Origin of the sequence: Pseudomonas sp. 2024-210 (genome assembly GCF_045062345.1) — a bacterium.
GTDB lineage: Bacteria > Pseudomonadota > Gammaproteobacteria > Pseudomonadales > Pseudomonadaceae > Aquipseudomonas.
This window is the reverse complement of the sequence record NZ_JBJGEJ010000008.1, coordinates 110,678-134,896: the sequence shown is the minus strand read 5'-3', so window position 1 is coordinate 134,896 and position 24,219 is coordinate 110,678. Positions and strand designations below refer to the sequence as shown.

Annotated in this window: 18 protein-coding genes and 4 tRNA genes; 5 read left to right on the top strand and 17 right to left on the bottom strand. The window is 55.4% G+C overall.

Annotated features, from left to right (window positions below; genetic code table 11):
- Positions 1–65: 65 nt before the first annotated feature.
- The 9 genes from ACI7MX_RS13725 to ACI7MX_RS13685 form a co-directional block, all read right to left on the bottom strand.
- Positions 66–338, bottom strand: coding sequence for an HU family DNA-binding protein (locus tag ACI7MX_RS13725; protein WP_074759350.1), 273 nt, complete (start codon positions 336–338; stop codon positions 66–68).
- A gap of 146 nt (positions 339–484) precedes the next feature.
- Positions 485–2,881: an endopeptidase La gene (lon, locus tag ACI7MX_RS13720; RefSeq protein ID WP_405589019.1), complete on the bottom strand. Its 2,397-nt coding sequence runs from the start codon at positions 2,879–2,881 to the stop codon at positions 485–487.
- Positions 2,882–3,044: 163 nt separating this feature from the next.
- On the bottom strand, positions 3,045–4,328 hold the full coding sequence (clpX, locus tag ACI7MX_RS13715) for an ATP-dependent Clp protease ATP-binding subunit ClpX (RefSeq protein ID WP_153381016.1): 1,284 nt from the start codon (positions 4,326–4,328) through the stop codon (positions 3,045–3,047).
- Positions 4,329–4,434: 106 nt separating this feature from the next.
- Entirely contained in the window at positions 4,435–5,076 is a 642-nt protein-coding gene (clpP, locus tag ACI7MX_RS13710; RefSeq protein ID WP_122786096.1) for an ATP-dependent Clp endopeptidase proteolytic subunit ClpP, read from the bottom strand.
- 91 nt (positions 5,077–5,167) lie between these two features.
- Positions 5,168–6,478 (bottom strand): trigger factor, encoded by a 1,311-nt coding sequence (tig, locus tag ACI7MX_RS13705; protein WP_122786097.1) that lies wholly within the window; start codon positions 6,476–6,478, stop codon positions 5,168–5,170.
- Positions 6,479–6,991: 513 nt separating this feature from the next.
- A tRNA-His gene (locus tag ACI7MX_RS13700) sits at positions 6,992–7,067 on the bottom strand.
- A gap of 89 nt (positions 7,068–7,156) precedes the next feature.
- Positions 7,157–7,241, bottom strand: a tRNA-Leu gene (locus ACI7MX_RS13695).
- Between the two features lie 56 nt (positions 7,242–7,297).
- Positions 7,298–7,373 (bottom strand) — tRNA-His (locus ACI7MX_RS13690).
- A 41-nt stretch (positions 7,374–7,414) separates the two neighbouring features.
- Positions 7,415–7,491: transfer RNA gene (locus tag ACI7MX_RS13685), tRNA-Arg, on the bottom strand.
- Between the two features lie 280 nt (positions 7,492–7,771).
- On the opposite strand from ACI7MX_RS13685, the gene folD reads away from it, so the two are divergent.
- Positions 7,772–8,626: a bifunctional methylenetetrahydrofolate dehydrogenase/methenyltetrahydrofolate cyclohydrolase FolD gene (gene folD / locus ACI7MX_RS13680; RefSeq protein ID WP_122786098.1), complete on the top strand. Its 855-nt coding sequence runs from the start codon at positions 7,772–7,774 to the stop codon at positions 8,624–8,626.
- Between the two features lie 114 nt (positions 8,627–8,740).
- Here folD and cysS read toward each other — a convergent pair whose 3' ends face one another.
- Together cysS and ACI7MX_RS13670 are read right to left on the bottom strand one after the other, a co-directional pair.
- A complete protein-coding gene (cysS, locus tag ACI7MX_RS13675) occupies positions 8,741–10,123 on the bottom strand; it encodes a cysteine--tRNA ligase (RefSeq protein ID WP_314486411.1) in 1,383 nt (460 codons plus the stop codon).
- A 22-nt stretch (positions 10,124–10,145) separates the two neighbouring features.
- Positions 10,146–11,843: a glutamine--tRNA ligase/YqeY domain fusion protein gene (locus tag ACI7MX_RS13670; RefSeq protein ID WP_405589025.1), complete on the bottom strand. Its 1,698-nt coding sequence runs from the start codon at positions 11,841–11,843 to the stop codon at positions 10,146–10,148.
- 270 nt (positions 11,844–12,113) lie between these two features.
- Between ACI7MX_RS13670 and ACI7MX_RS13665 the strand changes: the two genes are divergently transcribed.
- Entirely contained in the window at positions 12,114–12,617 is a 504-nt protein-coding gene (locus tag ACI7MX_RS13665; protein WP_405589028.1) for a peptidylprolyl isomerase, read from the top strand.
- Entirely contained in the window at positions 12,614–13,360 is a 747-nt protein-coding gene (gene lpxH, locus ACI7MX_RS13660; protein WP_405589031.1) for a UDP-2,3-diacylglucosamine diphosphatase, read from the top strand. Before ACI7MX_RS13665 ends, lpxH begins: the two co-directional genes overlap by 4 nt.
- A gap of 567 nt (positions 13,361–13,927) precedes the next feature.
- On the opposite strand, the gene ACI7MX_RS13655 is transcribed toward lpxH, so the two are convergent.
- The 5 genes from ACI7MX_RS13655 to ACI7MX_RS13635 all read right to left on the bottom strand — a co-directional run bounded on the left by ACI7MX_RS13655 (position 13,928) and on the right by ACI7MX_RS13635 (position 19,536).
- The gene (locus ACI7MX_RS13655; protein WP_314486403.1) at positions 13,928–15,457 is read right to left on the bottom strand and encodes a DHA2 family efflux MFS transporter permease subunit; all 1,530 of its coding nucleotides are present in this window, start codon (positions 15,455–15,457) and stop codon (positions 13,928–13,930) included.
- A 63-nt stretch (positions 15,458–15,520) separates the two neighbouring features.
- Positions 15,521–16,714 (bottom strand): efflux RND transporter periplasmic adaptor subunit, encoded by a 1,194-nt coding sequence (locus ACI7MX_RS13650; protein WP_314486400.1) that lies wholly within the window; start codon positions 16,712–16,714, stop codon positions 15,521–15,523.
- Between the two features lie 14 nt (positions 16,715–16,728).
- Positions 16,729–18,198 carry an efflux transporter outer membrane subunit gene (locus ACI7MX_RS13645; protein ID WP_405589035.1) on the bottom strand — a complete coding sequence of 490 codons (1,470 nt, stop codon included), beginning with the start codon at positions 18,196–18,198 and terminating at the stop codon, positions 16,729–16,731.
- Positions 18,195–18,668, bottom strand: a complete 474-nt coding sequence (locus ACI7MX_RS13640) for a MarR family transcriptional regulator (protein ID WP_314486396.1) — start codon at positions 18,666–18,668, stop codon at positions 18,195–18,197. Before ACI7MX_RS13640 ends, ACI7MX_RS13645 begins: the two co-directional genes overlap by 4 nt.
- A 259-nt stretch (positions 18,669–18,927) precedes the next feature.
- Positions 18,928–19,536, bottom strand: coding sequence for a tRNA isopentenyl-2-thiomethyl-A-37 hydroxylase MiaE (locus ACI7MX_RS13635; RefSeq protein WP_314486394.1), 609 nt, complete (start codon positions 19,534–19,536; stop codon positions 18,928–18,930).
- A 226-nt stretch (positions 19,537–19,762) separates the two neighbouring features.
- Here ACI7MX_RS13635 and ACI7MX_RS13630 point away from each other — a divergent pair, with 226 nt between their 5' ends.
- Positions 19,763–20,629 (top strand): universal stress protein, encoded by an 867-nt coding sequence (locus tag ACI7MX_RS13630; RefSeq protein WP_314486392.1) that lies wholly within the window; start codon positions 19,763–19,765, stop codon positions 20,627–20,629.
- A gap of 75 nt (positions 20,630–20,704) precedes the next feature.
- Here the strand turns inward: ACI7MX_RS13630 and ACI7MX_RS13625 are convergent, their stop codons facing one another.
- Complete coding sequence (locus ACI7MX_RS13625; RefSeq protein WP_405589040.1) at positions 20,705–21,175, bottom strand: DUF1289 domain-containing protein; 471 nt, start codon at positions 21,173–21,175, stop codon at positions 20,705–20,707.
- A gap of 405 nt (positions 21,176–21,580) precedes the next feature.
- Between ACI7MX_RS13625 and acnB the strand changes: the two genes are divergently transcribed.
- A complete protein-coding gene (gene acnB, locus ACI7MX_RS13620; RefSeq protein ID WP_405589196.1) occupies positions 21,581–24,181 on the top strand; it encodes a bifunctional aconitate hydratase 2/2-methylisocitrate dehydratase in 2,601 nt (866 codons plus the stop codon).
- Positions 24,182–24,219: the final 38 nt, after the last annotated feature.

Below are 24,219 nucleotides of genomic sequence, written 5' to 3'. Positions count from 1 at the left end.
ACTACCGCTCCGCTGCCAAGCCTGGCGTGCGCCTGACCCGGTTGGGTAAAAAGTGTTACAGAAACTTAGTTAACGGCTTCTTTCAGTGCTTTACCGGCTTTGAAGCCTGGTTTTTTGGCAGCTGCGATTTTCAGCGCTTCGCCAGTCTGTGGGTTACGGCCTGTGCGAGCAGGACGATCGGTCACAGAAAAAGTACCAAAACCAACCAGTACCACAGAGTCGCCAGCCTTAAGAGCGCCAGTGACGGATTCGATTACTGCGTCCAGCGCACGGCCGGCTGCAGCTTTCGGGATATCAGCAGATGCAGCGATAGCATCAATCAGTTCCGACTTGTTCACTCTAAGTCCCCTTATATCTATTTGAGTATGTGTCTAAAGTTTTTGGTAAAAGCAAGACGACTGCTGAAGCACTTGTTGAGACTGCATGAGCCGCTTTATAACAAGGGCTCTAAAAAGCGTCAACAAGCCCTTCAGGCAAAGCCATATTAATGCGTGCTAATTCTTTCCTTAGAGTCAGACTCTCGCTTATCGTCCTTGGCAACAATCTCGGGAGCCACATCCGGCAAGGGCTCCGGCGCGTATTGCAGCGCAATTTGCAGGACCTCGTCAATCCATTTAACCGGTTTGATCTGAAGATCCTGTTTTATGTTGTCAGGAATTTCCTTCAGATCACGGACGTTCTCTTCAGGAATAATCACTGTTTTAATCCCACCACGGTGAGCAGCCAGCAATTTTTCCTTCAAGCCTCCGATAGCCAGAACCTGGCCCCGCAGCGTAATTTCACCCGTCATCGCGACATCGGCACGTACCGGAATTAGCGTCAATGCAGAGACTAAAGCCGTACACATACCGACGCCCGCACTCGGGCCATCCTTAGGTGTCGCGCCTTCTGGCATGTGGATGTGAATATCGCGTTTCTCGTGGAAATCCAAAGGGATACCCAAGCTTTTTGCACGGCTGCGAACCACAGTCAGTGCAGCAGTAATGGATTCCAGCATGACATCGCCGAGCGATCCGGTCTTGATCAACTGACCTTTACCCGGCACAACTGCGGCTTCGATAGTCAGCAATTCGCCGCCCACCTGTGTCCACGCCAAGCCGGTCACTTGACCAATCTGGTCTTCCTGCTCGGCCAAGCCGTAGCTGAATTTTCTTACACCTAGGAAGTGCTCCAGAAGCTCAGGCGTCACCGTGACGGCGAAGCGTTTTTCCATCGCATGCTCTTTGACTGCCTTACGGCAAATCTTCGCAATCTGGCGCTCAAGACCTCGCACACCCGCTTCACGTGTGTAGTAACGGATGATGTCGCGTATGGCTTCGTTATCGAACGCCAGCTCGCCTTTTTTGAGGCCGTTGGCTTCAATTTGCTTGGGCGCGAGGTATTTGACAGCGATGTTGATTTTTTCATCTTCGGTGTAACCCGGCAGTCGAATGACTTCCATCCGGTCCAGCAACGCCGGCGGAATATTCATCGAGTTCGAGGTACACAGGAACATCACGTCAGACAGGTCGTAATCGACCTCAAGGTAATGATCGTTGAAGTTGTGGTTCTGTTCCGGATCAAGCACTTCAAGCAATGCAGAAGCTGGATCGCCGCGCATGTCGCTGCCCATCTTGTCGATTTCATCGAGCAAGAACAGCGGATTGCGCACGCCTACTTTTGTCATTTTTTGAATCAATCTACCCGGCATCGACCCTATGTAGGTACGACGATGGCCACGTATTTCGGCTTCATCACGCACGCCACCCAAAGCCATGCGTACAAACTTTCTGTTTGTTGCGTGGGCAATAGACTCGGCAAGCGAAGTTTTACCGACACCAGGAGGACCCACAAGGCACAGAACAGGGCCACGAATTTTCTTCACGCGCTTTTGCACCGCGAGGTATTCGAGAATCCGCTCCTTAACTTCCTCCAAACCATAATGGTCGGCATCAAGAATGTCTTCGGCACGCTTGAGATCAAGGCGAACCTTGCTCTGCGCCTTCCACGGCACCTGCACCAACCAATCGATGTAGGAACGCACCACAGTGGCTTCAGCGGACATTGGCGACATCTGCTTGAGCTTGTTCAGCTCAGCCTGAGCCTTGGCCATAGCGTCTTTAGGCAAGCCTGCAGCATCGATGCGCTTTTTCAGCTCTTCGATTTCATTGTGACCTTCGTCACCGTCACCCAGCTCTTTCTGAATGGCCTTCATCTGCTCATTCAGGTAGTACTCGCGCTGGCTGCGCTCCATTTGCTTTTTGACACGACCACGGATGCGTTTTTCAACTTGCAGTAAGTCGATTTCAGCGTCCAGCAACGCCAGGACATGCTCGACCCGGGCTTGCAGATCGATGATTTCAAGGATTTCCTGTTTCTGTTCGATCTTCAGCGCCATATGGGCAGCCATCGTATCGACCAGACGGCTCGGCTCATCGATGCTGTTGAGCGATGACAGCACTTCAGCCGGGACTTTCTTGCCCAGTTGCACGTACTGCTCAAACTGAGAGATCAAACTGCGGACAAAGACTTCGGATTCACGCTCAGGGGCAGCCACTTCATCTATCAAAGAGACTTGCGCGCTCAGATAGCCGTCAGCCTGACCAAATTGCTCCACAGCTCCACGCTGCTCACCTTCAACCAGCACCTTAACCGTGCCGTCAGGAAGCTTGAGCAATTGCAAAACGGTAGCAATGGTACCGACACGATAGAGTGCGTCTTCACCCGGATCGTCGTCAGCAGGATTTTTTTGAGCCAACAGCAAAATTTGCTTGTCGCCCGTCATCGCAGCCTCAAGGGCCTCGATCGATTTCTCGCGTCCCACGAACAGTGGGATCACCATGTGCGGATAAACCACAACATCACGCAATGGCAGGAGAGGCAATTCGATGGTTGTCTTCATGATTTCGCCTCTACGGCGGCCATAAGGCCGTAATCAGATGGATATAAGCTTGAAGCCAAGATGGGGGCAGTTCCGAAAAAAAACAAGCGTTTAGCGACACGAAAAACAAAGGGGCCCGTAGGCCCCTTCGTCAACACGTTACGTGCAATAAGCAGTAATACAATTACGCGTCAGGTGCAGCCTTGGCAGTCGCTTCGTTGTTTTCGTAAATCAGCAACGGTTTGGACTTACCTTCAATAACGCTTTCGTCGATCACAACTTTACTCACCTCGGACTGCGAGGGGATTTCATACATGGTGTCGAGCAGTACGCCTTCAAGAATCGAACGCAGGCCCCGCGCACCAGTCTTACGCTCAAGCGCACGCTTGGCCACAGCTTTCAAAGCATCAGCACGGAATTCGAGATCAACGCCTTCCATCTCGAACAGCTTGCCGTACTGCTTGGTCAGCGCGTTCTTGGGTTCAGTCAGAATCTGCATCAACGCTTCTTCATCCAACTCATCCAACGTCGCCAACACAGGAAGACGACCGACAAATTCAGGGATCAGACCAAACTTGACCAAATCGTCAGGTTCGACTTCACGCAGAGACTCGCCAACCTTCTTGCCTTCTTCCTTGCTGCGCACTTCAGCACTGAAACCAATGCCACCACGCGTGGAGCGAGCCTGAACAACTTTCTCAAGGCCGGAGAATGCACCACCGCAGATAAACAGAATATTGCGGGTATCAACCTGCAAGAATTCCTGCTGCGGGTGCTTACGACCACCCTGAGGCGGTACGGAAGCCACTGTGCCTTCGATCAGTTTCAGCAATGCTTGCTGCACACCTTCACCAGAAACATCACGGGTGATGGAAGGGTTATCAGACTTGCGCGAAATCTTGTCGATTTCATCGATGTAGACAATGCCCATCTGAGCTTTCTCTACGTCGTAATCGCATTTCTGAAGCAGCTTCTGAATGATGTTTTCCACGTCTTCGCCAACGTAACCCGCTTCAGTCAGCGTGGTTGCATCGGCAATGGTGAACGGTACATTCAGCAGACGCGCCAAGGTCTCTGCCAACAGGGTTTTACCCGAGCCGGTAGGGCCAATCAGCAAAATGTTACTTTTGCCGAGTTCGACGTCGTCGTTCTTCTTGTCGCGTTGGTTGAGGCGCTTGTAGTGGTTGTACACCGCTACAGCCAAAACCTTTTTGGCACGTTCCTGACCAATGACGTATTGATCAAGGATGCCGCTGATTTCTTTTGGCGAAGGTAATTTATGCGCGCTGCTTTCGGCCTGAGCTTCCTGCACCTCCTCACGGATGATGTCATTGCACAGGTCGACGCATTCGTCGCAGATAAAGACCGAGGGGCCGGCAATCAATTTGCGCACTTCATGCTGGCTTTTGCCACAGAAGGAGCAATAGAGCAATTTGCCGTTGTCCTCGCCGTTGCGGGTGTCAGTCATTCGATCGATCCAAATCCGATAGGCTTGCAACACAAGATGAAGGCAACTGCGGGCTTTTTCAAGTCCGCAGGTGGCCGGTTATTCCAACCACCTACATTTGAGCTACTTAAGCGGGCATTTGACGCTTGCTGAACACAGAGTCGATCAAACCGTATTCGGTTGCACGCTCAGCGCTCATGAAATTGTCACGCTCGGTGTCACGCTCAATAGTCTCCAGAGGCTGACCGGTATGGTGAGCCAACAGCGAGTTCAAGCGATGACGGATGTTGAGGATTTCCTTGGCATGAATGTCGATATCCGACGCCTGGCCCTGGAAACCGCCCAACGGCTGGTGAATCATCATGCGCGAGTTAGGCAGGCAGTGACGCTTACCCGGCGCGCCGCCAGCCAGCAGGAAAGCACCCATGCTGCAGGCCTGACCAATACAGATGGTCGACACGTCCGGCTTGATGAACTGCATGGTGTCGTAGATCGACATGCCCGCAGTCACCGAACCGCCCGGTGAGTTGATGTAGAGATGGATGTCCTTGTCCGGGTTTTCGGCTTCAAGGAACAACAGCTGCGCCGCCACCAGGTTGGCCATGTAATCTTCGACAGGGCCTACCAGGAAGATGATCCGCTCCTTCAGGAGGCGCGAATAAATGTCGTAGGAGCGCTCGCCACGGGCAGACTGCTCAACAACCATCGGGACCAGGCCGCCAGCGGCGTGGATGTCAGAGTTCTGCTGAATATAAGAATTGCGGGACATGTCCGGCAGTCACTCCCAAATAGTCTTGTCTGAAATACGCATAAGCCAGCTCGAGGCTGGCTTATGGTTGTGTTTTCTAACGAGTCAGAAATCAGTCGGCTTGTGGTGCTTCTACCGGCTTGACTGCTTCTTCGTAAGAGACCGCTTTATCGGTCACCTTAGCCTTCTGCAGAACAGTATCCACAACTTGCTCTTCCAGCACAACCGAACGAACCTCGTTCAATTGCTGATCATTTTTGTAGTACCAAGCTACAACCTGCTCAGGCTCCTGGTAAGCGGAAGCCATTTCCTGAATCATTTCGCGAACGCGATCTTCGTCAGGCTTGAGGTCGAATTGCTTGACCACTTCAGCCACGATCAGGCCCAGCACTACACGGCGCTTGGCTTGTTCTTCGAACAGCTCAGCCGGCAGTTGATCAGGCTTGATGTTGCCACCAAACTGTTGAACAGCCTGAACGCGCAGGCGATCAACTTCGCTCGACAGCAGTGCTTTTGGCACTTCAATCGGGTTGGCAGCCAACAGGCCTTCCATTACCTGATTCTTGACCTTGGATTTGATTGCCTGACGCAGCTCACGCTCCATGTTCTTACGAACTTCAGTGCGGAAACCTTCCAGACCTGTTTCCTTGATACCGAACTGTGCGAAGAACTCTTCGTTCAGCTCAGGCAGCTTAGGCTCGGAAACAGTGTTCACCTTAACAGTGAACTCGGCAGTTTTGCCGGCCAGATCAAGGTTCTGGTAGTCCTCAGGGAAAGTCAGGGTCAGAACGCGCTCTTCGCCCGCTTTAGCACCTACCAGACCCTCTTCGAAGCCAGGAATCATGCGACCCGAACCCAGAACCAGCTGAGTACCGGTGGCGGAACCGCCAGCGAAAACTTCGCCATCTACCTTGCCAACGAAATCAATGTTCAGTTGATCTTCGTTCTGAGCAGCGCGATCAGTGACTTCAAAGCGAGTGTTCTGCTTGCGCAGTACGTCCAGCATTTTGTCCAGGTCGGCATCAGCCACTTCGGCGCTCAGGCGCTCGACAGCGATAGTGTCCAGACCGGTGACTTCGAATTCAGGGAATACTTCGAAAGTAGCAACGTATTCCAGGTCCTTGCCCTTCTCCAGCACTTTCGGCTCTACCGAAGGCTGGCCAGCCGGGTTCAGCTTTTGCTCAACAACGGCTTCGTAGAAGGATGCCTGGATGACATCACCCACGGCTTCCTGGCGCGCATCAGCTTCATAACGCTGACGAATCACGCTCATAGGAACTTTGCCCGGGCGGAAGCCCGCGATCTTGGCCTTTTGGGCAGTCTGCTGCAGACGCTTGTTGACCTGGGTCTCGATACGCTCAGCTGGCACGGTGATGCTCATGCGGCGCTCAAGAGCAGAAGTATTTTCAACAGAAACTTGCATGGATATTCCTCGTTGCACAGACATTAGCCGGCCGTTTCCGACCCCATAATCAAGGGCATGCATTCTAGTGGGTCGAACTCAAGAAGTCACCCTACCGCATTCATACTCAGAAACAGCCGGCACATTATTAAGCGCAAGCAATGATTTGCTTAAACACCTTAATACACAAAAATCTTTATACGACCCCTTCAGAGCCTTTCCCTCTTATATAGAAGCCGGAAAAAATGTCGCCATTTCGAGAAAGGGGAAAGATCCAGGGTGCGCATTATCTTGCAACACAGTGATGCTGCGCGGCTGATAAACACCTGAACGACGAAAACGCACCCTTTTCGGGTGGCGCGATTGTTTAAACAGGAGGACGGTAACTGGAGGGAGAACAGACAGAGGAGGCTTGAGCGCTCACTCTTAAAGACGCTGAAACCCAAATCCAGTGCGGCAACTCATCCCACTGCATCTACATTTCAAATTTTTGATGCAAAAACGCCAGATTATTAATCTGGCGTTTTTTAAATATGGGGTGGACGAAGGGGATCGAACCCTCGACAACGGGAGTCACAATCCCGTGCTCTACCAACTGAGCTACGCCCACCATATTGCATGAATCTTTAAAAGAACAAAGCCGCTACAGCGGCTCTATTCCGCAGACCTGTAACGCAAAAAACGCTACAAACCCATATTTGGTGCGGACGGAGAGACTCGAACTCTCACACCTTTCGGCGCTGGAACCTAAATCCAGTGTGTCTACCAATTCCACCACATCCGCATTTCAAACACTTGAAGCAAAGACGCCAGATTATTCATCTGGCGGCTTTCTAAATATGGGGTGGACGAAGGGGATCGAACCCTCGACAACGGGAGTCACAATCCCGTGCTCTACCAACTGAGCTACGCCCACCATATTGCCTGTACCACTTTACTTGTGCCAAAGCTGCCTAATGGCGCACCCGGCAGGACTCGAACCTGCGACCATCCGCTTAGAAGGCGGATGCTCTATCCAGCTGAGCTACGGGCGCCTTAATAATCTGTACTCTGTGACGACTACAAACTAAGTGCTTTCAGTATCACCAAGCTGGACAACAACTTCGCTCTACTTTCATAACCAGTGCTAGGCTGTGCCCGACAAGTGCGACGAATCTTATAGACGACCCCGTAGGTCGTCAACTCTTTTTTAAAAAAAGTTCAGAAATATAAAGGAGTTAGGGGAATAAGCAGACCAAGCGCCTTTGCCCTCAGGCCACGGCATGCGAGAATGCTCGTCCTTTTTCCACCCTTTACGATGGTTAATCACGCGTAATGACTGCACAACTAATCGACGGCAAAGCGATCGCCGCCAGCCTGCGCCAGCAGATTGCCAAACGTGTTGCCGAGCGTCACGAGCAAGGCCTGCGAACGCCCGGCCTGGCAGTGATTCTGGTCGGCAGCGATCCTGCTTCCCAGGTTTATGTTTCGCACAAGCGTAAAGACTGCGAAGAGGTAGGCTTTCTCTCTCAAGCCTATGACCTGCCTTCAGACACGACACAGCAAGCGCTGACCGACTTGATCGACCGTCTTAATGAAGACGCGAACATCGACGGCATCCTGCTGCAATTGCCTTTGCCCGAGCATCTTGACGCCTCCAAATTGCTGGAGCGCATTCGCCCGGACAAAGACGTTGACGGGTTCCACCCCTATAACGTCGGCCGCCTGGCGCAACGCATCCCGCTGCTACGCCCCTGCACGCCAAAAGGCATCATGGCGTTGCTGGAAAGTACCGGTCAGGATTTGTACGGGATGGACGCGGTCATTGTTGGCGCCTCCAATATCGTAGGCCGCCCCATGGCCATGGAGCTACTGCTGGCAGGCTGCACCGTGACCGTGACCCACCGCTTTACCAAGGATCTGGCTGGCCACGTTGGCCGTGCCGACCTGGTGGTTGTGGCAGCTGGTAAGCCGGGCCTGGTTAAAGGCGAATGGATCAAAGAAGGTGCCATCGTGATTGATGTCGGCATCAATCGTCAGGCAGATGGCAAGCTGGTAGGCGATGTGGTCTACGAGACCGCCCTGCCCCGCGCCGGCTGGATCACGCCAGTTCCAGGCGGCGTAGGCCCTATGACTCGCGCGTGCCTGCTAGAAAACACCCTGTACGCGGCCGAAACACTGCACGATTAAAGCGTAAAGCCCGCACACAAAACGGCGCCCACGGGCGCCGTTTTTATGCCTGCAAACACTACCGGACAAACAAAAGCCCGCACGAGGCGGGCCTTTGTTCACGCAACAGACAACCTAGTCAGCCAAGCGCCAGGTTGTGCCACCTTTACCATCTTCAAGCACCACACCCATTGCGGTGAGCTGATCACGAATACGGTCCGACTCGGCCCAATCCTTGCCAGCACGGGCTGCCAAACGCGCAGCGATCAATGCTTCGACTTCAGCAGCATCCACTTTGCCTTCAGCGCCCGCCTGCAAGAAATCATCGGCTTCAAGCTGCAAAATACCCAGCACATCAGCGAGTTCCTTGAGACGCGCAGCCAAACCGGCAGCTGCTTGCACATCGCTGTCACGCAGACGATTGATTTCACGCACCATTTCGAACAGCACGGCACACGCTTCTGGGGTACCGAAGTCGTCGTTCATGACTTGAGTGAAACGCTCAACGAACGCTTCGCCGCCCGCTGGGGCCGCTTTCGGCAAACCTTTGAGGGCGTGATAGAACCGCTCAAGAGCCGCTTTCGCATCCTTGAGGTTGTCTTCGGAGTAGTTGATCGCGCTGCGGTAGTGGCTGGACACCAGAAGATAACGCACCACTTCCGGATGATATTTCTCCAGCACATCGCGAATAGTGAAGAAGTTGTTCAAGGACTTGGACATCTTCTCGCCATTGATGCGAATCATCCCGCAGTGCATCCAAGCATTGGCGTAGGTTTTACCCGTCGCCGCCTCGCTTTGGGCAATTTCGTTCTCATGGTGCGGAAACTCAAGGTCACTGCCACCCCCATGAATATCGAACGTCTCACCCAGGCAGCAGGTGGACATTACCGAGCATTCAATGTGCCAGCCCGGACGACCCGGGCCCCACGGAGACTCCCAGCTCGGCTCGCCCGGCTTGACGCCCTTCCACAGCACGAAATCCAGCGGGTCTTCCTTGGCCTCATCGACTTCAATGCGTGCGCCGATGCGCAGATCTTCGATCTTTTTGCGCGACAGCTTGCCGTAGCCCATAAATTTGGCGACGCGGTAGTACACGTCACCATTACCCGGCGCGTAGGCATAGCCTTTGTCGATCAGGGTCTGGATCATGGCATGCATGCCGGGGATGTGATCGGTGGCACGCGGCTCCATATCCGGCTTGCGGATATTGAGTCGGGCTTCATCCTCATGCATCGCGGCGATCATGCGCTCGGTCAGCGCCTCGAACGCCTCACCGTTTTCACGAGCGCGATTGATGATCTTGTCGTCGATGTCCGTGATATTGCGCACGTAAGTCAAATCGTAACCACTGAAGCGCAACCAACGGGTCACCAGATCAAAGGCAACCATGCTGCGACCGTGGCCCAAGTGGCAGTAGTCGTACACGGTCATGCCGCACACGTACATACGCACCTTGTTGCCATCCAGCGGCTTGAAAACTTCTTTGCTCTTGGTGAGCGTGTTGAAAATCGTTAGCACGGCGGCTTCCTTTAAAACTTGATCACTGGCCCCAGGAGTCGCGCAGGGTCACGGTACGGTTGAATACCGGGTGACCGGGCTTCGAGTCCTTGATGTCGGCGCAGAAGTAGCCTTCGCGCTCAAACTGGAAGCGGTCTTCCGGCTGTGCATTGCCCAGCGAAGGCTCAGCACGACAACCGGTCAGCACCTGCAACGAGTCAGGGTTGATGTTTTCGAGGAAACCCGCGCCGTCTTCAGCCTTTTCAGGATTAGGCGAGCGGAACAGACGGTCATACAAACGCACTTCGCACTCGACGCTGGCCGCAGCTGGCACCCAATGCACCACCCCTTTGACCTTGCGACCTTCCGGATTTTTACCCAGGGTTTCAGGATCGTAGGAGCAATGCAGCTCGATGATGTTGCCATCGGCATCTTTGATGGCTTCATCAGCCCGGATCACGTAGCTGCCACGCAGACGCACTTCACCCGCTGGCTCAAGACGCTTGTAGCCTTTTGGCGGCTCTTCCATGAAGTCATCACGGTCGATGTAAATTTCACGCGCGAAAGGCAGTACCCGTACACCCATGTCAGCTTTAGGGTGGCAAGGCAGCTCAAGGTGCTCGACCTTGTCCTGCGGGTAGTTGGTGATGATCACCTTCAACGGACGCAGCACGCACATCGCACGCGGAGCGCTGTGGTCCAGGTCGTCACGGATGCTGAATTCCAGCATGCCAAAGTCCACTACGCCGTCTGAACGGTTGGTGCCGACCATGTCGCAGAAGTTGCGAATCGATTTAGGCGTGTAACCGCGGCGGCGGAAACCCGACAACGTCGACATGCGCGGGTCATCCCAGCCGTTGACGTGCTTTTCATCGACCAGTTGCTTGAGCTTGCGCTTGCTGGTGATGGTGTAGTTGAGGTTCAGACGGCTGAACTCGTACTGACGCGGGCGCGACGGCACTGGCAGGCTGTCGAGGAACCATTCATACAGAGGACGGTGACTTTCGAATTCAAGGGTGCAGATCGAATGCGTAATGCCTTCGATAGCATCCGACTGACCGTGGGTGAAGTCATAGTTCGGGTAGATGCACCATTTATCACCGGTCTGGTGGTGATGGGCATGACGAATGCGGTACATGATCGGATCGCGCAGGTTCATGTTAGGCGACGCCATGTCGATCTTGGCACGCAGAACACGCTTACCGTCTTCAAACTCACCGGCCGTCATGCGCGCGAACAGATCCAGGTTCTCTTCGACACTGCGGTCACGGAACGGGCTGTTCTTGCCTGGCTCGGTCAGGCTGCCACGGTATTCCTTGGCTTGCTCCGGGGTCAGGTCGCAGACATAGGCTTTACCTTCTTTAATCAGGTAAATCGCCCACTCGTGCAGTTGATCGAAGTATTGCGACGCGTAACGCACTTCTCCGGCCCACTCGAAGCCCAGCCACTTGACGTCGCTTTCGATGGCGTCGATGTATTCCTGGTCTTCTTTTGCCGGGTTGGTGTCGTCAAAGCGCAAATGCGTCACGCCGCCGAACTCTTGAGCCAGCCCAAAGTTCACACAAATGGATTTGGCATGACCGATGTGCAGATAGCCGTTTGGCTCCGGCGGAAAGCGGGTCACGATCTGTGTGCATTTGCCCGAGTCTAGGTCCGCCTGAACGATTGGACGCAGGAAGTTAGCCGGGACAGCAGGGCCAGCCTTTGAATTCAGAGTGGGGTCGACAGTGGGCTTGCTCATAGGATCCTTGAACGTAACAGGTGCGCGGCCTGGGTCGGCCGACTAAATCAAAGCGCCTATCATAGCCGATGCTGTCAAGTCCCTGACAGAGCAGGTGTTCAATCAAAGCGATTGAAATGCCGGCTTTTAACCCCCATATGGCAAAAACACCATCGAAATGCACTGCGAGCACGCTAAACTCTGCCCGCGGCTGTATCTACCCAGCCAGTCCGGGACCCGATGCGCGCATCCCCCAGACCTTACGAATTCCCTGATAGAGCGATATTGATCATGACCCAAGTAAAATTGACCACTAATCACGGCGAGATCGTGATCGAACTTAACGCTGAAAAAGCACCGATCACCGTTGCCAACTTCATCGAATACGTGAAATCCGGCCACTACGAAAACACCATTTTCCACCGTGTCATCGGCAACTTCATGGTTCAGGGCGGCGGTTTCGAGCCTGGCATGAAAGAGAAAAAAGACAAGCGCCCAAGCATCCAGAACGAGGCTGACAACGGCCTGTCGAACGACAAGTACACCGTTGCCATGGCCCGCACCATGGAGCCGCATTCGGCTTCCGCGCAGTTCTTCATCAACGTGGCTGACAACAGCTTCCTGAACCACAGTGGCAAAAACACCCAAGGCTGGGGCTACGCCGTGTTTGGCAAGGTTGTTGAAGGTCAGGACGTTGTAGACAAGATCAAAGGCGTTAAAACCACGTCCAAAGCTGGCCATCAGGACGTGCCTGTTGAAGACGTGATCGTCGAGAAAGCCGAGATCATTGAGTGAAACTGCTGATTTCAGATTTGCATCTGGAAGAGGAGCGCCCGGACATTACCCGGGCGTTTCTGGATTTCCTGACCGGGCGCGCGCGCTCGGCTCAGGCGCTGTACATTCTGGGCGATTTTTTCGAAGCCTGGATTGGCGACGATGCGATGACACCCTTTCAGCGCTCAATCTGTGAAGCGCTGCGATCATTAAGCGACAGCGGTACTCAGATTTATCTGATGCACGGCAATCGCGACTTCTTGCTTGGCCAGGCGTTTTGTAAAGCGGCTGGTTGCACGCTGATCAAAGACCCCAGCGTGGTGGATTTCTATGGCGAGCCGGTGTTGCTGATGCACGGCGACAGCTTATGCACCCGCGACGAAGGTTATATGCGTCTGCGACGCTACCTGCGCAACCCTGTGACGATGTGGGTGCTGCGCCATCTACCCCTGAGCACACGCCATAAACTGGCCCTCAAGCTGCGCAGCGAAAGCCGCGCACAGGTCCGCATGAAAGCCAATGACATTGTGGATGTGACGCCCGAAGAAGTGCCACGGATCATGGCGCATTTTGGTGTGCACACCTTGATTCATGGCCACACCCACCGCCCGGCGATTCACAAGTTGCAAATCGGCGAGCAGGCCGCCAAACGTATTGTGCTAGGTGACTGGGACAAACAAGGCTGGGCCTTGCAAGTGGATGAGCACGGCATGCAACTGGCGCCGTTTGATTTTGCGCCGCCCCTGGCGTTGCCGTCGGCCTGAAAGCCCCCCACCCTAGCCTTCTCCCAGAGGGCATAGGTATCTACACAACTCTGAAGCGATGCATTAATCCTTTGTGGGAGCGGGGTTGCCCGGGATTGAAAGGCTGCTGGGCTGGGTACCTATCCGTTGCTGCGGTAACGGCTACTTAAGGTTGCGCCCTTACGGCACGTCCCTTTTGGAAGGACCCAAAAGGAACCAAAAGGTCCCTGCCCCTCCACTCGGTGCCTCGCTGTGGCTCTGCATGCCCGCAGGCAGGCATTGCTCCGTGGGCCCGCCGCGATCGGCCATCCATGGCCGTGTGGCGGCTAACCCGGCGTCCTGCCGGGTTACCCACTGCGCAATACCCGCCTGCGGCCAGCGTGGTTTAACGGGGCGTCTTAGATCAAAAGCAAATCAAAAGCTCGGCGACCAGCCCACTTTCGTTGAAGCTGGCGCAATTAGTGATCTTTCAAAACCCCTCACCCTAGCCCTCTCCCGAGGGAGAGGGAACTGACCGCATGCAGACTCAAGAACACCACTCATCTATCCCCTCTCCCTTTGGGAGAGGGTTAGGGTGAGGGTGCTCCGTCAATGCCCGCTTGCTGCCGGCCCGGCCTTCGCAGCAAACGGGGGTTTGGCCAGCCATACCAGCAAAATCAAACCCATAAACAGCCAGCCCATCATGGTGAAGTAATCCACGGTGGAAAACATATACGCCTGACTGGTCAGAATCTTGTCCATCTGCGCATAGGCCGGTGTACTGGCGCCCCCCAGACTCTCCAGCATATGCCGAGTGACCGGGTCATAAGCACTGATGCTTTCGCTTAAGTAGGCATGATGCTGATCCGCCCGGCGAATCCAGATCCAGGTGGTCAATGACGCCGCAAAACTGCCGCCCAACGTACGCAAGAACGTGGCCAGCCCCGCGCCGTCGGCAATTTGCTGAGGCGGCAAGTCCGACATCAAAATACTCAGCGTCGGCATAAAGAACAGCGCCACGCCAATCCCCATAAAGAGTTGCACCATCGCAATATGCTGGAAGTCCACCTCGTTGGTGAAGTTCGCACGCATAAAGCAGCTCAGCCCGATGGCCAAAAATGCCAGCCCCGCCAGCAGACGCAAATCGAATTTGTGCGCGTACTTGCCGACAAATGGTGACATCAGCACTGGCAAGATGCCAATTGGCGCCACCGCCAGTCCAGCCCAAGTGGCGGTGTAGCCCATCTGTGTCTGCAACCATTGCGGCAAGATCAGGTTAATACCAAAGAAACCGGCGTACCCCAGAACCAGCACAATGGTGCCAATGCGAAAGTTGCGGTAAGCAAACAGGCGCAAATTGACGATGGGGTGTTTGTCGGTCATTTCCCAAATGACAAAGGCCGCCAGGGCCACCACCGACAATGCCGTACCCAGCAGAATGAAGTTGGATTCAAACCAGTCAAGATCATTGCCTTTATCGAGCACGATTTGCAGCGCGCCTACGCCAATGATCAGGGTAATCAGCCCCACATAATCCATCGGTTGACGGGTGATCACCACAGGACGAGCTTTTAATTGCTGGCGAACCACCATGACCGCAAAGATGCCAATCGGGATATTAATAAAGAAGATCCACGGCCAGCTGTAACTGTCAGTGATCCAGCCACCCAATATGGGCCCGGCAATCGGCGCAACCACCGTGACCATCGCCAGCAGCGCCAATGCCATCCCCCGTTTTGCCGGCGGATAGACAGCAATCAACAGCGTTTGCGTCATCGGGTAAAGCGGGCCGGCCACCAACCCTTGCAGCACTCGAAAGCCCACCAACTCAGGCATGGACGTCGAAATGCCACACAGAAACGAGGCCAGTACAAACAGAATCGTGGCCCACAGAAACAACTTCACCTCACCAAAGCGCCGGCTCAACCAGCCCGTCAATGGCAAGGCAATGGCATTACTCACCGCAAAAGACGTAATAACCCACGTGCCCTGCTCTGAACTGACCCCCAGATTGCCGGAGATAGTCGGCAAGGCGACGTTGGCAATGGTGGTGTCGAGCACCTGCATAAAAGTGGCCAGCGACAGACCAATGGTGGCGAGGACCAGGCTGGGCGGAGTGAAAGACGCGTTTGTACTCATCGCTAATCCTTTAAAACCGGGTGTGCAGCCTCGCCTGTTGAGCGAGGCTTATGGATTGGCGAATCAGCGCTGAGCGGTAGCGGCGCTGTTGCTGTCAATCAAACGGGTGATAAGCGCTTCGGCTTCAGCCAATTGCTGCTCGTAGACATTGGTTGTGAACATGGCTTTTTGCGGCGGCTGCTGCGCCAATACCGGCCCACTCTGGTCATGCAGGTTCACCTCGACCGTGGTCGACAGGCCAACTCGCAGCGGATGCTCGGCCACTTGGTCGGCATTGATATGAATGCGCACCGGCACACGCTGGACGATCTTGATCCAGTTGCCCGTGGCGTTCTGCGCAGGCAATAAGGCAAACGCGCTGCCGGTGCCCGCTCCGATGCTGTCGACGGTGCCGCTGTATTTCACGTCGCTGCCGTAAATATCCGACTCTATGTCCACCGGCTGGCCGATGCGCATCTGATGCAGCTGGGTTTCCTTGAAGTTGGCGTCGATCCACAGCTGATTCAGCGGAATAACGGCCATCAGCGCCGTGCCCGGCTGCACACGCTGGCCCAATTGCACGGTACGCTTGGCCACATAGCCAGTGACCGGGGCAATCAAGGTGGTGCGCGCATGCTCCAGATACGCCTGGCGCACTTTCGCAGCCGCAGCCATCACATCCGGGTGGCTGGCCACAGCGGTGTTATCCACCAAGGCGCTGGTGGTATCGAGTTGTTGCTCGTTATTGCGCAAGGCGCTCTGCGCCGAGGCCAGATCATCCCGTGCATGGGACAGTTCTTCCTGGGAAATTGCCCCACCCACTGCCAAACTTTTACGACGGTTGTAGTTGTCTTGCGCTTTCTGCACTTCGATTTTCTGTGCGGCCACTTGCGCCTTGGTGCCGTTTACATTGCTGAACAGCCCGCGTACTTGACGCACGGTGCGCGCCAGATTGGCCTCGGCGCTCTGCAAACCTACCAGCGAATCGCTAGGGTCAAAATTGAGCAGCACCTGCCCTTCGTGAACCAGGTCGCCATCATCCGCGCCAATGCTCACCACGGTGCCCGTCACCAGTGGCGTGATTTCCACCACGTTGCCATTTACATAAGCGTCGTCGGTGCTTTCGCTCCAGCGGCCGTACATTTCGTGCCAGCCCCAGACGCCCAGACCAACGAGAATGACCAACAGCGCCAGAGCGCCCAGCCAGAGTTTGCGTTTACGCTGATTACCAGCGTCCTGATCGTTTTGCGCTTGATTCGGTGTGTGTTCAGTAGCCATGACAAGTACCTAAATTATTCTGCCGGCGAGGCTTGAGTGGGAACGGCCGCAGCCGTGTTGTCGGGCTCATAGCCGCCGCCCAGGGCTTGCATCAGTTGAATCGAAAGGTCGATCTGCTCGGCATTCAGGTCAGCCAGCTGACGCTGGGCCTGAAGCAGTTGCTGCTCAATGCTGAGCACATCCAGGTAGTTACCGACACCCGATTCATAGCGCTGTAATCCGCTGTTGTAGGACTCTTGAGCAATATCCGCAGCCCGCTGCTGAGTGCTGATTTGCCGACCCAGAGCACTGAGCTGCTCAAGGCTGTCACTGACATCACTCAATGCAGCCACCAGGGTCTTGTTGTACTGCGCGACGGCCAGATCGTAGTTGGCATCCTCGGCATCCAGCCCGGCGCGCAAGCGACCGCCATCAAAGATCGGCAGCGACACTGCTGGCGCGATATTGAAGAAGCGGCTGGCTGAACCAAACAGCGCATCCCCTAACAATGACTGAGTGCCTGCAGCGGCGGTCAGGTTGAGGTTGGGGTAGAAGCGGGTTTTAGCTGCGGCAATATTCTTGCTCGCCGCTTCGACTCTCCAGCGTGCGGCGATGAGGTCGGGACGACGCCCTAACAACTCGGCGGGCAATGTGCTGGGTACGGCGACTGCTGCGGGCAGCAAAACGTTGGGCCGAGCGATATCAGCGCCGCGATCCGGCCCCTTGCCCAGCAAAACGGCCAGTGCGATGCGTGCGCTTTTCAATTGCTTTTCAGCGTTGATCAACTGTTCTAGGGAGCTGGCTTCAAGGCTTTCGGTTTGCTGGTACTGGTAGTGACTGTCGATACCGGCTTGCAGCCGACGCTGGCTCAGCTCAAGCATCTGCCGAGTGCGCTTCAAGTCATCATTGGCCAGATCGCGAACGCTATAGGCGTGCGCCAGATTGCTGTAGCCGCGCGCCACATCGGCCGCCAGCGTCAGCCGCGCCGCCTGACTGTCGACTTCAGCTGCTCGGGCCTGACCCAAAGCCGCTTCCCAGGTGTCACGCTGGCCGCCCCAGAGATCGAAGGTGTAATTGAACGTCAGATTCAGGTCCCGCTCAGTGCTGTAACGTCCGCCCTGCCCCGCAGGATCTTGCGCGCGCGCCAGACGCGAACGCGAGACATCGGCCCCGGCATCCAGCGTCGGCATACGCGCAGCATCCGCTGCACCCGCCGCCGCAGCGGCCTGATGGGCGCGGGCGGCGGCCATTTGCATGTCCGGGCTGTCGCGCAAAGCCTCTTCAATCAAACCGTTGAGCCGGGTATCACCCAAGCGTTTCCACCAATTCTTTTCGGGCCACGCGGCTGGCGTGATGTTTACGCCTTCGAGCGATTGCGCCGCCTTGAGGTTTTTCTCGTCAAGGCGCTGAGCGTCGGGGCTCAGACCGCTATAGCTGGCGCAACCTGCCAACACCATGGACACAAACACCAGGCTCAGGCCTGTACTTAGCGTTTTGTTGCTCATTTTTCACCCAAGCGCATGATGGTGATGGGATCACCCGCCGCCAGCAGTATTTTTTTGAGAATCTGTTCCAGGCTCTTCAACTCTTCGGGGCTGATATCACCCGCCAACTGGTTCATGGCATCAGCCCCTATTTGCGGCAGCAGGTTTGCCAGCGCTTGCCCGTCTTCAGTCAGAACCAGACGTACTTGGCGCCGGTCGGCCTCGGAACGCTGGCGAACCAGCAGGTTCTTCTGTTCAAGCCGATCGAGCATGCGGGTCATTGCACCGCTGTCCAAAGACAGGTGACGGCACAGCTCGGCCGGGGTATCCACAGCAAACTGAGCCATGATGATCAGCACTTTGAATTGCGCCGCTGTGATGCCGTAAGGCTCCATATGGCGGTCAATGATGCGATCTTTGAGCATTGCGGCACGGCCCAATAACAGGCCCAGCGTGCAGTTTTGAAAATTATCGGGATGGAAATGCTTCATTTGGCCACCAGAAAGCTGCCAAGGCAGTAATGTTTCAAGATATTACTGCTTAGGCAGTTAATGTCAAGATGAACATTAGGTGGCTATCTATTGGGTCGCGGATTCGGGGGGAATGGGGCTCAATACGTAGCAGCCGAAGGCCGCATTCGAAGGCATAGCCTTCGTGAAATCGGGGTGTGCGATCCTTCAGGAAGACCGCATTGACCTGTTTTACGATTACTTCGCAACCGGACGCAGCTTCGGCAGCGGCTACGGACGCTTAAGCGGCAGTGGGCACGCCACTGTGAAAACGGAATTCCACATCGGGGGACTCAATCAGTTCTTGCTCGGCAGCCCTGACCCGCTCGATCACGTGAGCGATGTCTTTGGCGTCACCGTATTGATAGGCCAGTTTCAGATAGCCCTGGAAATGCCGTGCTTCACTTTTGAGCAAGCCGAAATAAAACTTGCCAAGTTCTTCGTCTAAATGTGGGACCAGTGCTTCGAAACGCTCGCAACTGCGCGCCTCGATAAACGCCCCCACTACCAAGGTATCGACCAGCTTGACCGGCTCATGGTTACGCACAACCTTACGCAAACCCGAGGCATAACGGCCCGCCGACAATTGGCGAAGTTCGATTTTGCGCTTCTTCATTAACCGCATGACCTGCTCATGGTGCACCAGCTCTTCACGAGCCAGGCGCGACATCATATTGATCAGATCGGTATGCGAATGGTATTTGGCAATCAGGCTTAGCGCTGTGCTGGCAGCCTTGAATTCGCAGTTTTTATGGTCGATCAGCAAGGTTTCCTGATCAGCCAACGCAGCATGAATCCAGCCATCAGGCGTGCGGCAGCCCAAAAACTCATGAATTTCAGGAAGGTTCATGCGCACACTCCAGTCCATTGGGGGTTGCATAGCAGACAGGCAATGTTTCGAGAAATCGCAGACATGAGGCTCACTAAGACGGGAGAGAGGCGTGGCAAAAGCGGCCGATTATACGGGGCATGCTGCGCGGCACCAACCGCCAGATTTGACCTGCATCAACATGGCGTTCTGCACCGAACAACTATAGTGAGCGCCTGCACCTTCATTCCTGATGGAGTCACCGGTCATGCAAAACACACGCACGCTGTTAGTGGTGATAGACCCCAAACACAACGACAGCCCGGCCCTCAAACGCGCCAAACAGATCGCCGACAAGACCAAAGCCCATATTCACTTGCTGGTATGCGACAAAGATCACGATCATCTGGCGCTGTTAAGCCTGCTTAAAGAAGGGCTGGTGGAGAGCGGTTACAAGGTCAGCACTGAATGCGCCTGGCACGGCAGCGAACACGAGACCATCATTCAAACCCAGCAAGCGCATAACTGCGGGCTGGTCATCAAGCAACACCTTCCCGAAAACGTGATCAAAGCCCTGCTATTGACGCCAGAAGACTGGAAACTGCTACGTACGTGCCCCTGCCCGGTACTGATTGCCAAACACGGCAGACCCTGGGAAGGCGGCGTGGTGCTGGCCGCGGTGGACGTGGGCAATACCGAACCTGAACATCGGCAGTTGCACGAAAGTATTGTCGACAGTGGCTTCAATATCGCCAGCCTCATCAAAGGCGAATTGCATGTGGTCAGTGCGTTTCCGTCGCCTATGCTGGCCACGGTCGATGCGGTCTACCCCATCGTTACCGACTATGAAGCGAGTTATCGCGCGGCCTGCAAAGAATTTCAGCGCACCAGTGACATCAGTGACAGTCGCCTGCATATAGAGCAAGGTCCGCCTGATGTGATTATTCCGTTGCTGGCCCACAAACTGAACGCTGTCGTGACCGTATTGGGAACCGTCGCCCGCACGGGCTTGTCCGGCGCCCTGATCGGCAATACGGCCGAAGCGGTGATCGATGCGCTTGAAACCGACGTTCTGGTGATTAAACCGCAGGACAGGATCCAGCAGCTGGAAGCCGAGCTGAACGCAAAAATCTGATAGCGCAGCGACAGGCCGATCACGTCGCAGTTGCCACGAGCAACTGCGGCGTCACCCGCGAGGCCGAAAAAGGCTCTATTCGCCCATCACATCGCGCAGGAAACCCGGTGCGATATAGCGTTCGTAATGAGCTTCGGACAGGAGGAAAAATTCCCGATCAATGGCGTCCCTCAGGTCAGGCAAGGGCCAGCCGCGAAATTCAGGCAACAACACCATGCCGTACATTTCCAGCTGATTGATCACCCGTGCGCCGCGGGCAATCAATTGATAGGCCCAACAATATTCCGACTGCTGCGGCACAAAACGGATCTTGCGCGTCATTAACTGTGCACGCAGCGCGTCCGGGTCGAAAACTTCGACCTTACCCGCCATGACTTGCACCAGCAATTGCTCAAGCCTCAGCCACACAGCGCGCTTTTGCTCATCGTTGTAACCATTCCAATGGATCACTTCATGGTGGAAACGCTTGCAACCGCGGCACACGAGGTCGCCATAAACCGTTGAGCACAGGCCGATGCAGGGAGTCTTGATGGTTTGATTGGACATGGCGAAATAGAGCACTGGAGAACGAAACAGGCGCCCATGTTAGCCCTTTGTCTAACGCATATCACCCCTCAACCTTCAGGGCCTAACTTACCTTTAACAAGTTTTTACCGTAGAATCAGCCTGCCTTTTAAGGCGCCAATGTCCGTTGGAAGCTGTTTTCAAAGCGTCACGAGCACAGTTGATCCCAAAGAACGGTGTTGGTGATGGGCCGTTGTCATGCAATTGCCCGCACCAACCTGCATCACCTCCCCGTTCCGAAGGCGTAAAACTTTGAAAACAGCTTCTGTTGGGAATCCTTGAAACTCTGGCTAAGCGGCTCAAAAAGCCCCGCAGCGCATGAGAACTTGGCATTCCTGGATGAGCGTCCCGGACACCCATTTGGGACCAATGATGAGGGTAATAACTGTGCTTGAAGCCTACCGCAAACATATCGAAGAGCGTGCAGCCCTGGGTATCGTTCCCCAGCCGCTTAACGCCGAACAAACCGCAGGCCTGGTCGAGCTGCTGAAAAACCCGCCAGCTGGCGAAGAAGCGTTCCTCGTTGATCTGATCACCAACCGCGTTCCACCTGGTGTTGACGAAGCTGCCTACGTGAAGGCTGGCTTTCTGTCCGCCGTCGCCAAAGGCGAAGTCACTTCCCCCCTGATCGACAAAAAGCGCGCTGTTGAACTGCTGGGCACCATGCAAGGCGGCTACAACATCGTGACTCTGGTCGAGATGCTGGATGACGCAGAGCTGGCTCCGGTGGCCGCCGCGCAACTCAAGCACACCCTGTTGATGTTCGACGCCTTCCATGACGTCGCTGAAAAAGCCAAAAACGGCAACCCGCACGCCAAAGCCGTTGTGCAGTCATGGGCTGACGGCGAGTGGTTCAAGAACCGCCCAACCCTGGCTGATAAAATCAGCCTGCGCGTGTTCAAGGTCACCGGCGAAACCAACACCGACGACCTGTCGCCTGCTCCAGACGCCTGGTCGCGCCCTGACATCCCGCTGCACGCTTTGGCCATGCTGAAAATGGCCCGCGAAGGGATCGTGCCGGACGTGCAAGGCTCCATCGGCCCGATGAAGCAAATTGAAGAAATGCGCGGTCAAGGCTTCCCTATCGCTTACGTCGGTGACGTAGTCGGTACCGGTTCGTCGCGTAAATCGGCCACCAACTCCGTACTGTGGTTCTTCGGCGACGACGTGCCTTACGTGCCGAACAAGCGTGCTGGCGGTTTCTGCTTCGGCAGCAAAATCGCTCCGATCTTCTACAACACCATGGAAGATGCCGGCGCACTGCCAATCGAATTCGATGTTTCCAACATCAACATGGGCGACGTGATCGACCTGTACCCGCACGCTGGCAAAGTCTGCAAGCACGGTACTGACGAAGTCATCACCACCTTCGAACTGAAAACTCCGGTTCTGCTGGACGAAGTTCGCGCTGGCGGCCGTATTCCGCTGATCATCGGCCGTGGCCTGACCGAGAAGGCTCGCGCTGAACTGGGCCTGGGCCCATGCGACCTGTTCAAAAAGCCGGAAGCACCCATCGAAAGCACCAAGGGTTATACCCTGGCGCAGAAGATGGTGGGCAAGGCTTGCGGCGTGACTGGCGTACGTCCGGGCACTTACTGCGAACCGAAGATGACCACCGTAGGTTCTCAGGACACCACCGGTCCAATGACCCGTGACGAACTGAAAGACCTGGCGTGCCTGGGCTTCTCCGCTGATCTGGTGATGCAGTCGTTCTGCCACACCGCGGCCTATCCAAAGCCGATCGACGTGACCACCCACCACACCCTGCCTGACTTCATCATGACCCGTGGCGGCGTTTCCCTGCGTCCGGGCGACGGCATCATCCACAGCTGGTTGAACCGCATGCTGCTGCCGGACACCGTCGGCACTGGTGGTGACTCGCACACCCGTTTCCCAATGGGCATTTCGTTCCCGGCAGGTTCGGGTCTGGTGGCATTCGCCGCAGCCACTGGCGTAATGCCACTGGACATGCCGGAATCGGTATTGGTTCGCTTCAAAGGCGAAATGCAGCCGGGCATCACCCTGCGTGACCTGGTTCACGCCATTCCTTACGTCGCTATCCAGAAAGGCCTGCTGACGGTAGAGAAGAAAGGCAAGATCAACGAGTTCTCGGGTCGCATCCTGGAAATCGAAGGCCTGAACAACCTGAGCATCGAGCAAGCGTTCGAGCTGTCCGACGCCTCGGCAGAACGTTCGGCTGCTGGCTGCACCATCAAGTTGTCCAAAGAGTCGATCACCGAATACCTGAACTCCAACATCACCCTGCTGCGCTGGATGATCGGTGAAGGTTACGGCGATGCACGCACCCTTGAGCGTCGCGCTCAAGCGATGGAAGCCTGGATTGCCAATCCTGAACTGATGGAAGCCGATGCTGACGCCGAATACGCGCACATCATCGAAATCGATCTGGCTGACATCAACGAACCAGTGCTCTGCGCGCCAAACGACCCGGATGACGCCCGTCTGCTCTCCACCGTTGCCGGTGAGAAGATCGACGAAGTGTTTATCGGTTCGTGCATGACCAACATCGGCCACTTCCGCGCTGCCGGCAAGTTGCTGGACAAGGTCAAAGGTCAGCTGCCAACTCGTCTGTGGCTATCGCCTCCGACCAAGATGGATGCTCACCAACTGACCGAAGAAGGCTACTACGGCATCTACGGCAAAGCGGGCGCTCGCATGGAAATGCCAGGTTGCTCGCTGTGCATGGGTAACCAGGCACGTGTAGAACCGAACTCGACTGTTGTGTCGACGTCGACCCGTAACTTCCCGAACCGTCTGGGAGACGGCGCGAACGTTTACCTGGCTTCGGCTGAGTTGGCGTCGGTTGCCTCGATCCTGGGTCGCCTGCCTTCCGTTGAGGAATACATGGCCTACGCGGCAGAGATCAACACCATGGCAGCGGACGTATACCGCTACCTGAGCTTTGATCAGATCGCCGAATTCCGTGAAGCGGCAGCCAATGCCAATATCCCGGTTATTCAAGCGTAAGTTGAGGCTGTAACGAAAAAGCCCCGGCTGCGAAGTCC

Coding starts and splice junctions, on each gene's coding strand:
- lon (WP_405589019.1), bottom strand. CDS start 2,881: ATGAAGACAACCATCGAATTGCCTCTCCTGCCATTGCGTGATGTTGTG.
- clpX (WP_153381016.1), bottom strand. CDS start 4,328: ATGACTGACACCCGCAACGGCGAGGACAACGGCAAATTGCTCTATTGC.
- clpP (WP_122786096.1), bottom strand. CDS start 5,076: ATGTCCCGCAATTCTTATATTCAGCAGAACTCTGACATCCACGCCGCT.
- tig (WP_122786097.1), bottom strand. CDS start 6,478: ATGCAAGTTTCTGTTGAAAATACTTCTGCTCTTGAGCGCCGCATGAGC.
- folD (WP_122786098.1), top strand. CDS start 7,772: ATGACTGCACAACTAATCGACGGCAAAGCGATCGCCGCCAGCCTGCGC.
- ACI7MX_RS13670 (WP_405589025.1), bottom strand. CDS start 11,843: ATGAGCAAGCCCACTGTCGACCCCACTCTGAATTCAAAGGCTGGCCCT.
- ACI7MX_RS13665 (WP_405589028.1), top strand. CDS start 12,114: ATGACCCAAGTAAAATTGACCACTAATCACGGCGAGATCGTGATCGAA.
- ACI7MX_RS13655 (WP_314486403.1), bottom strand. CDS start 15,457: ATGAGTACAAACGCGTCTTTCACTCCGCCCAGCCTGGTCCTCGCCACC.
- ACI7MX_RS13650 (WP_314486400.1), bottom strand. CDS start 16,714: ATGGCTACTGAACACACACCGAATCAAGCGCAAAACGATCAGGACGCT.
- ACI7MX_RS13645 (WP_405589035.1), bottom strand. CDS start 18,198: ATGAGCAACAAAACGCTAAGTACAGGCCTGAGCCTGGTGTTTGTGTCC.
- ACI7MX_RS13640 (WP_314486396.1), bottom strand. CDS start 18,668: ATGAAGCATTTCCATCCCGATAATTTTCAAAACTGCACGCTGGGCCTG.
- ACI7MX_RS13635 (WP_314486394.1), bottom strand. CDS start 19,536: ATGAACCTTCCTGAAATTCATGAGTTTTTGGGCTGCCGCACGCCTGAT.
- ACI7MX_RS13630 (WP_314486392.1), top strand. CDS start 19,763: ATGCAAAACACACGCACGCTGTTAGTGGTGATAGACCCCAAACACAAC.
- ACI7MX_RS13625 (WP_405589040.1), bottom strand. CDS start 21,175: ATGTCCAATCAAACCATCAAGACTCCCTGCATCGGCCTGTGCTCAACG.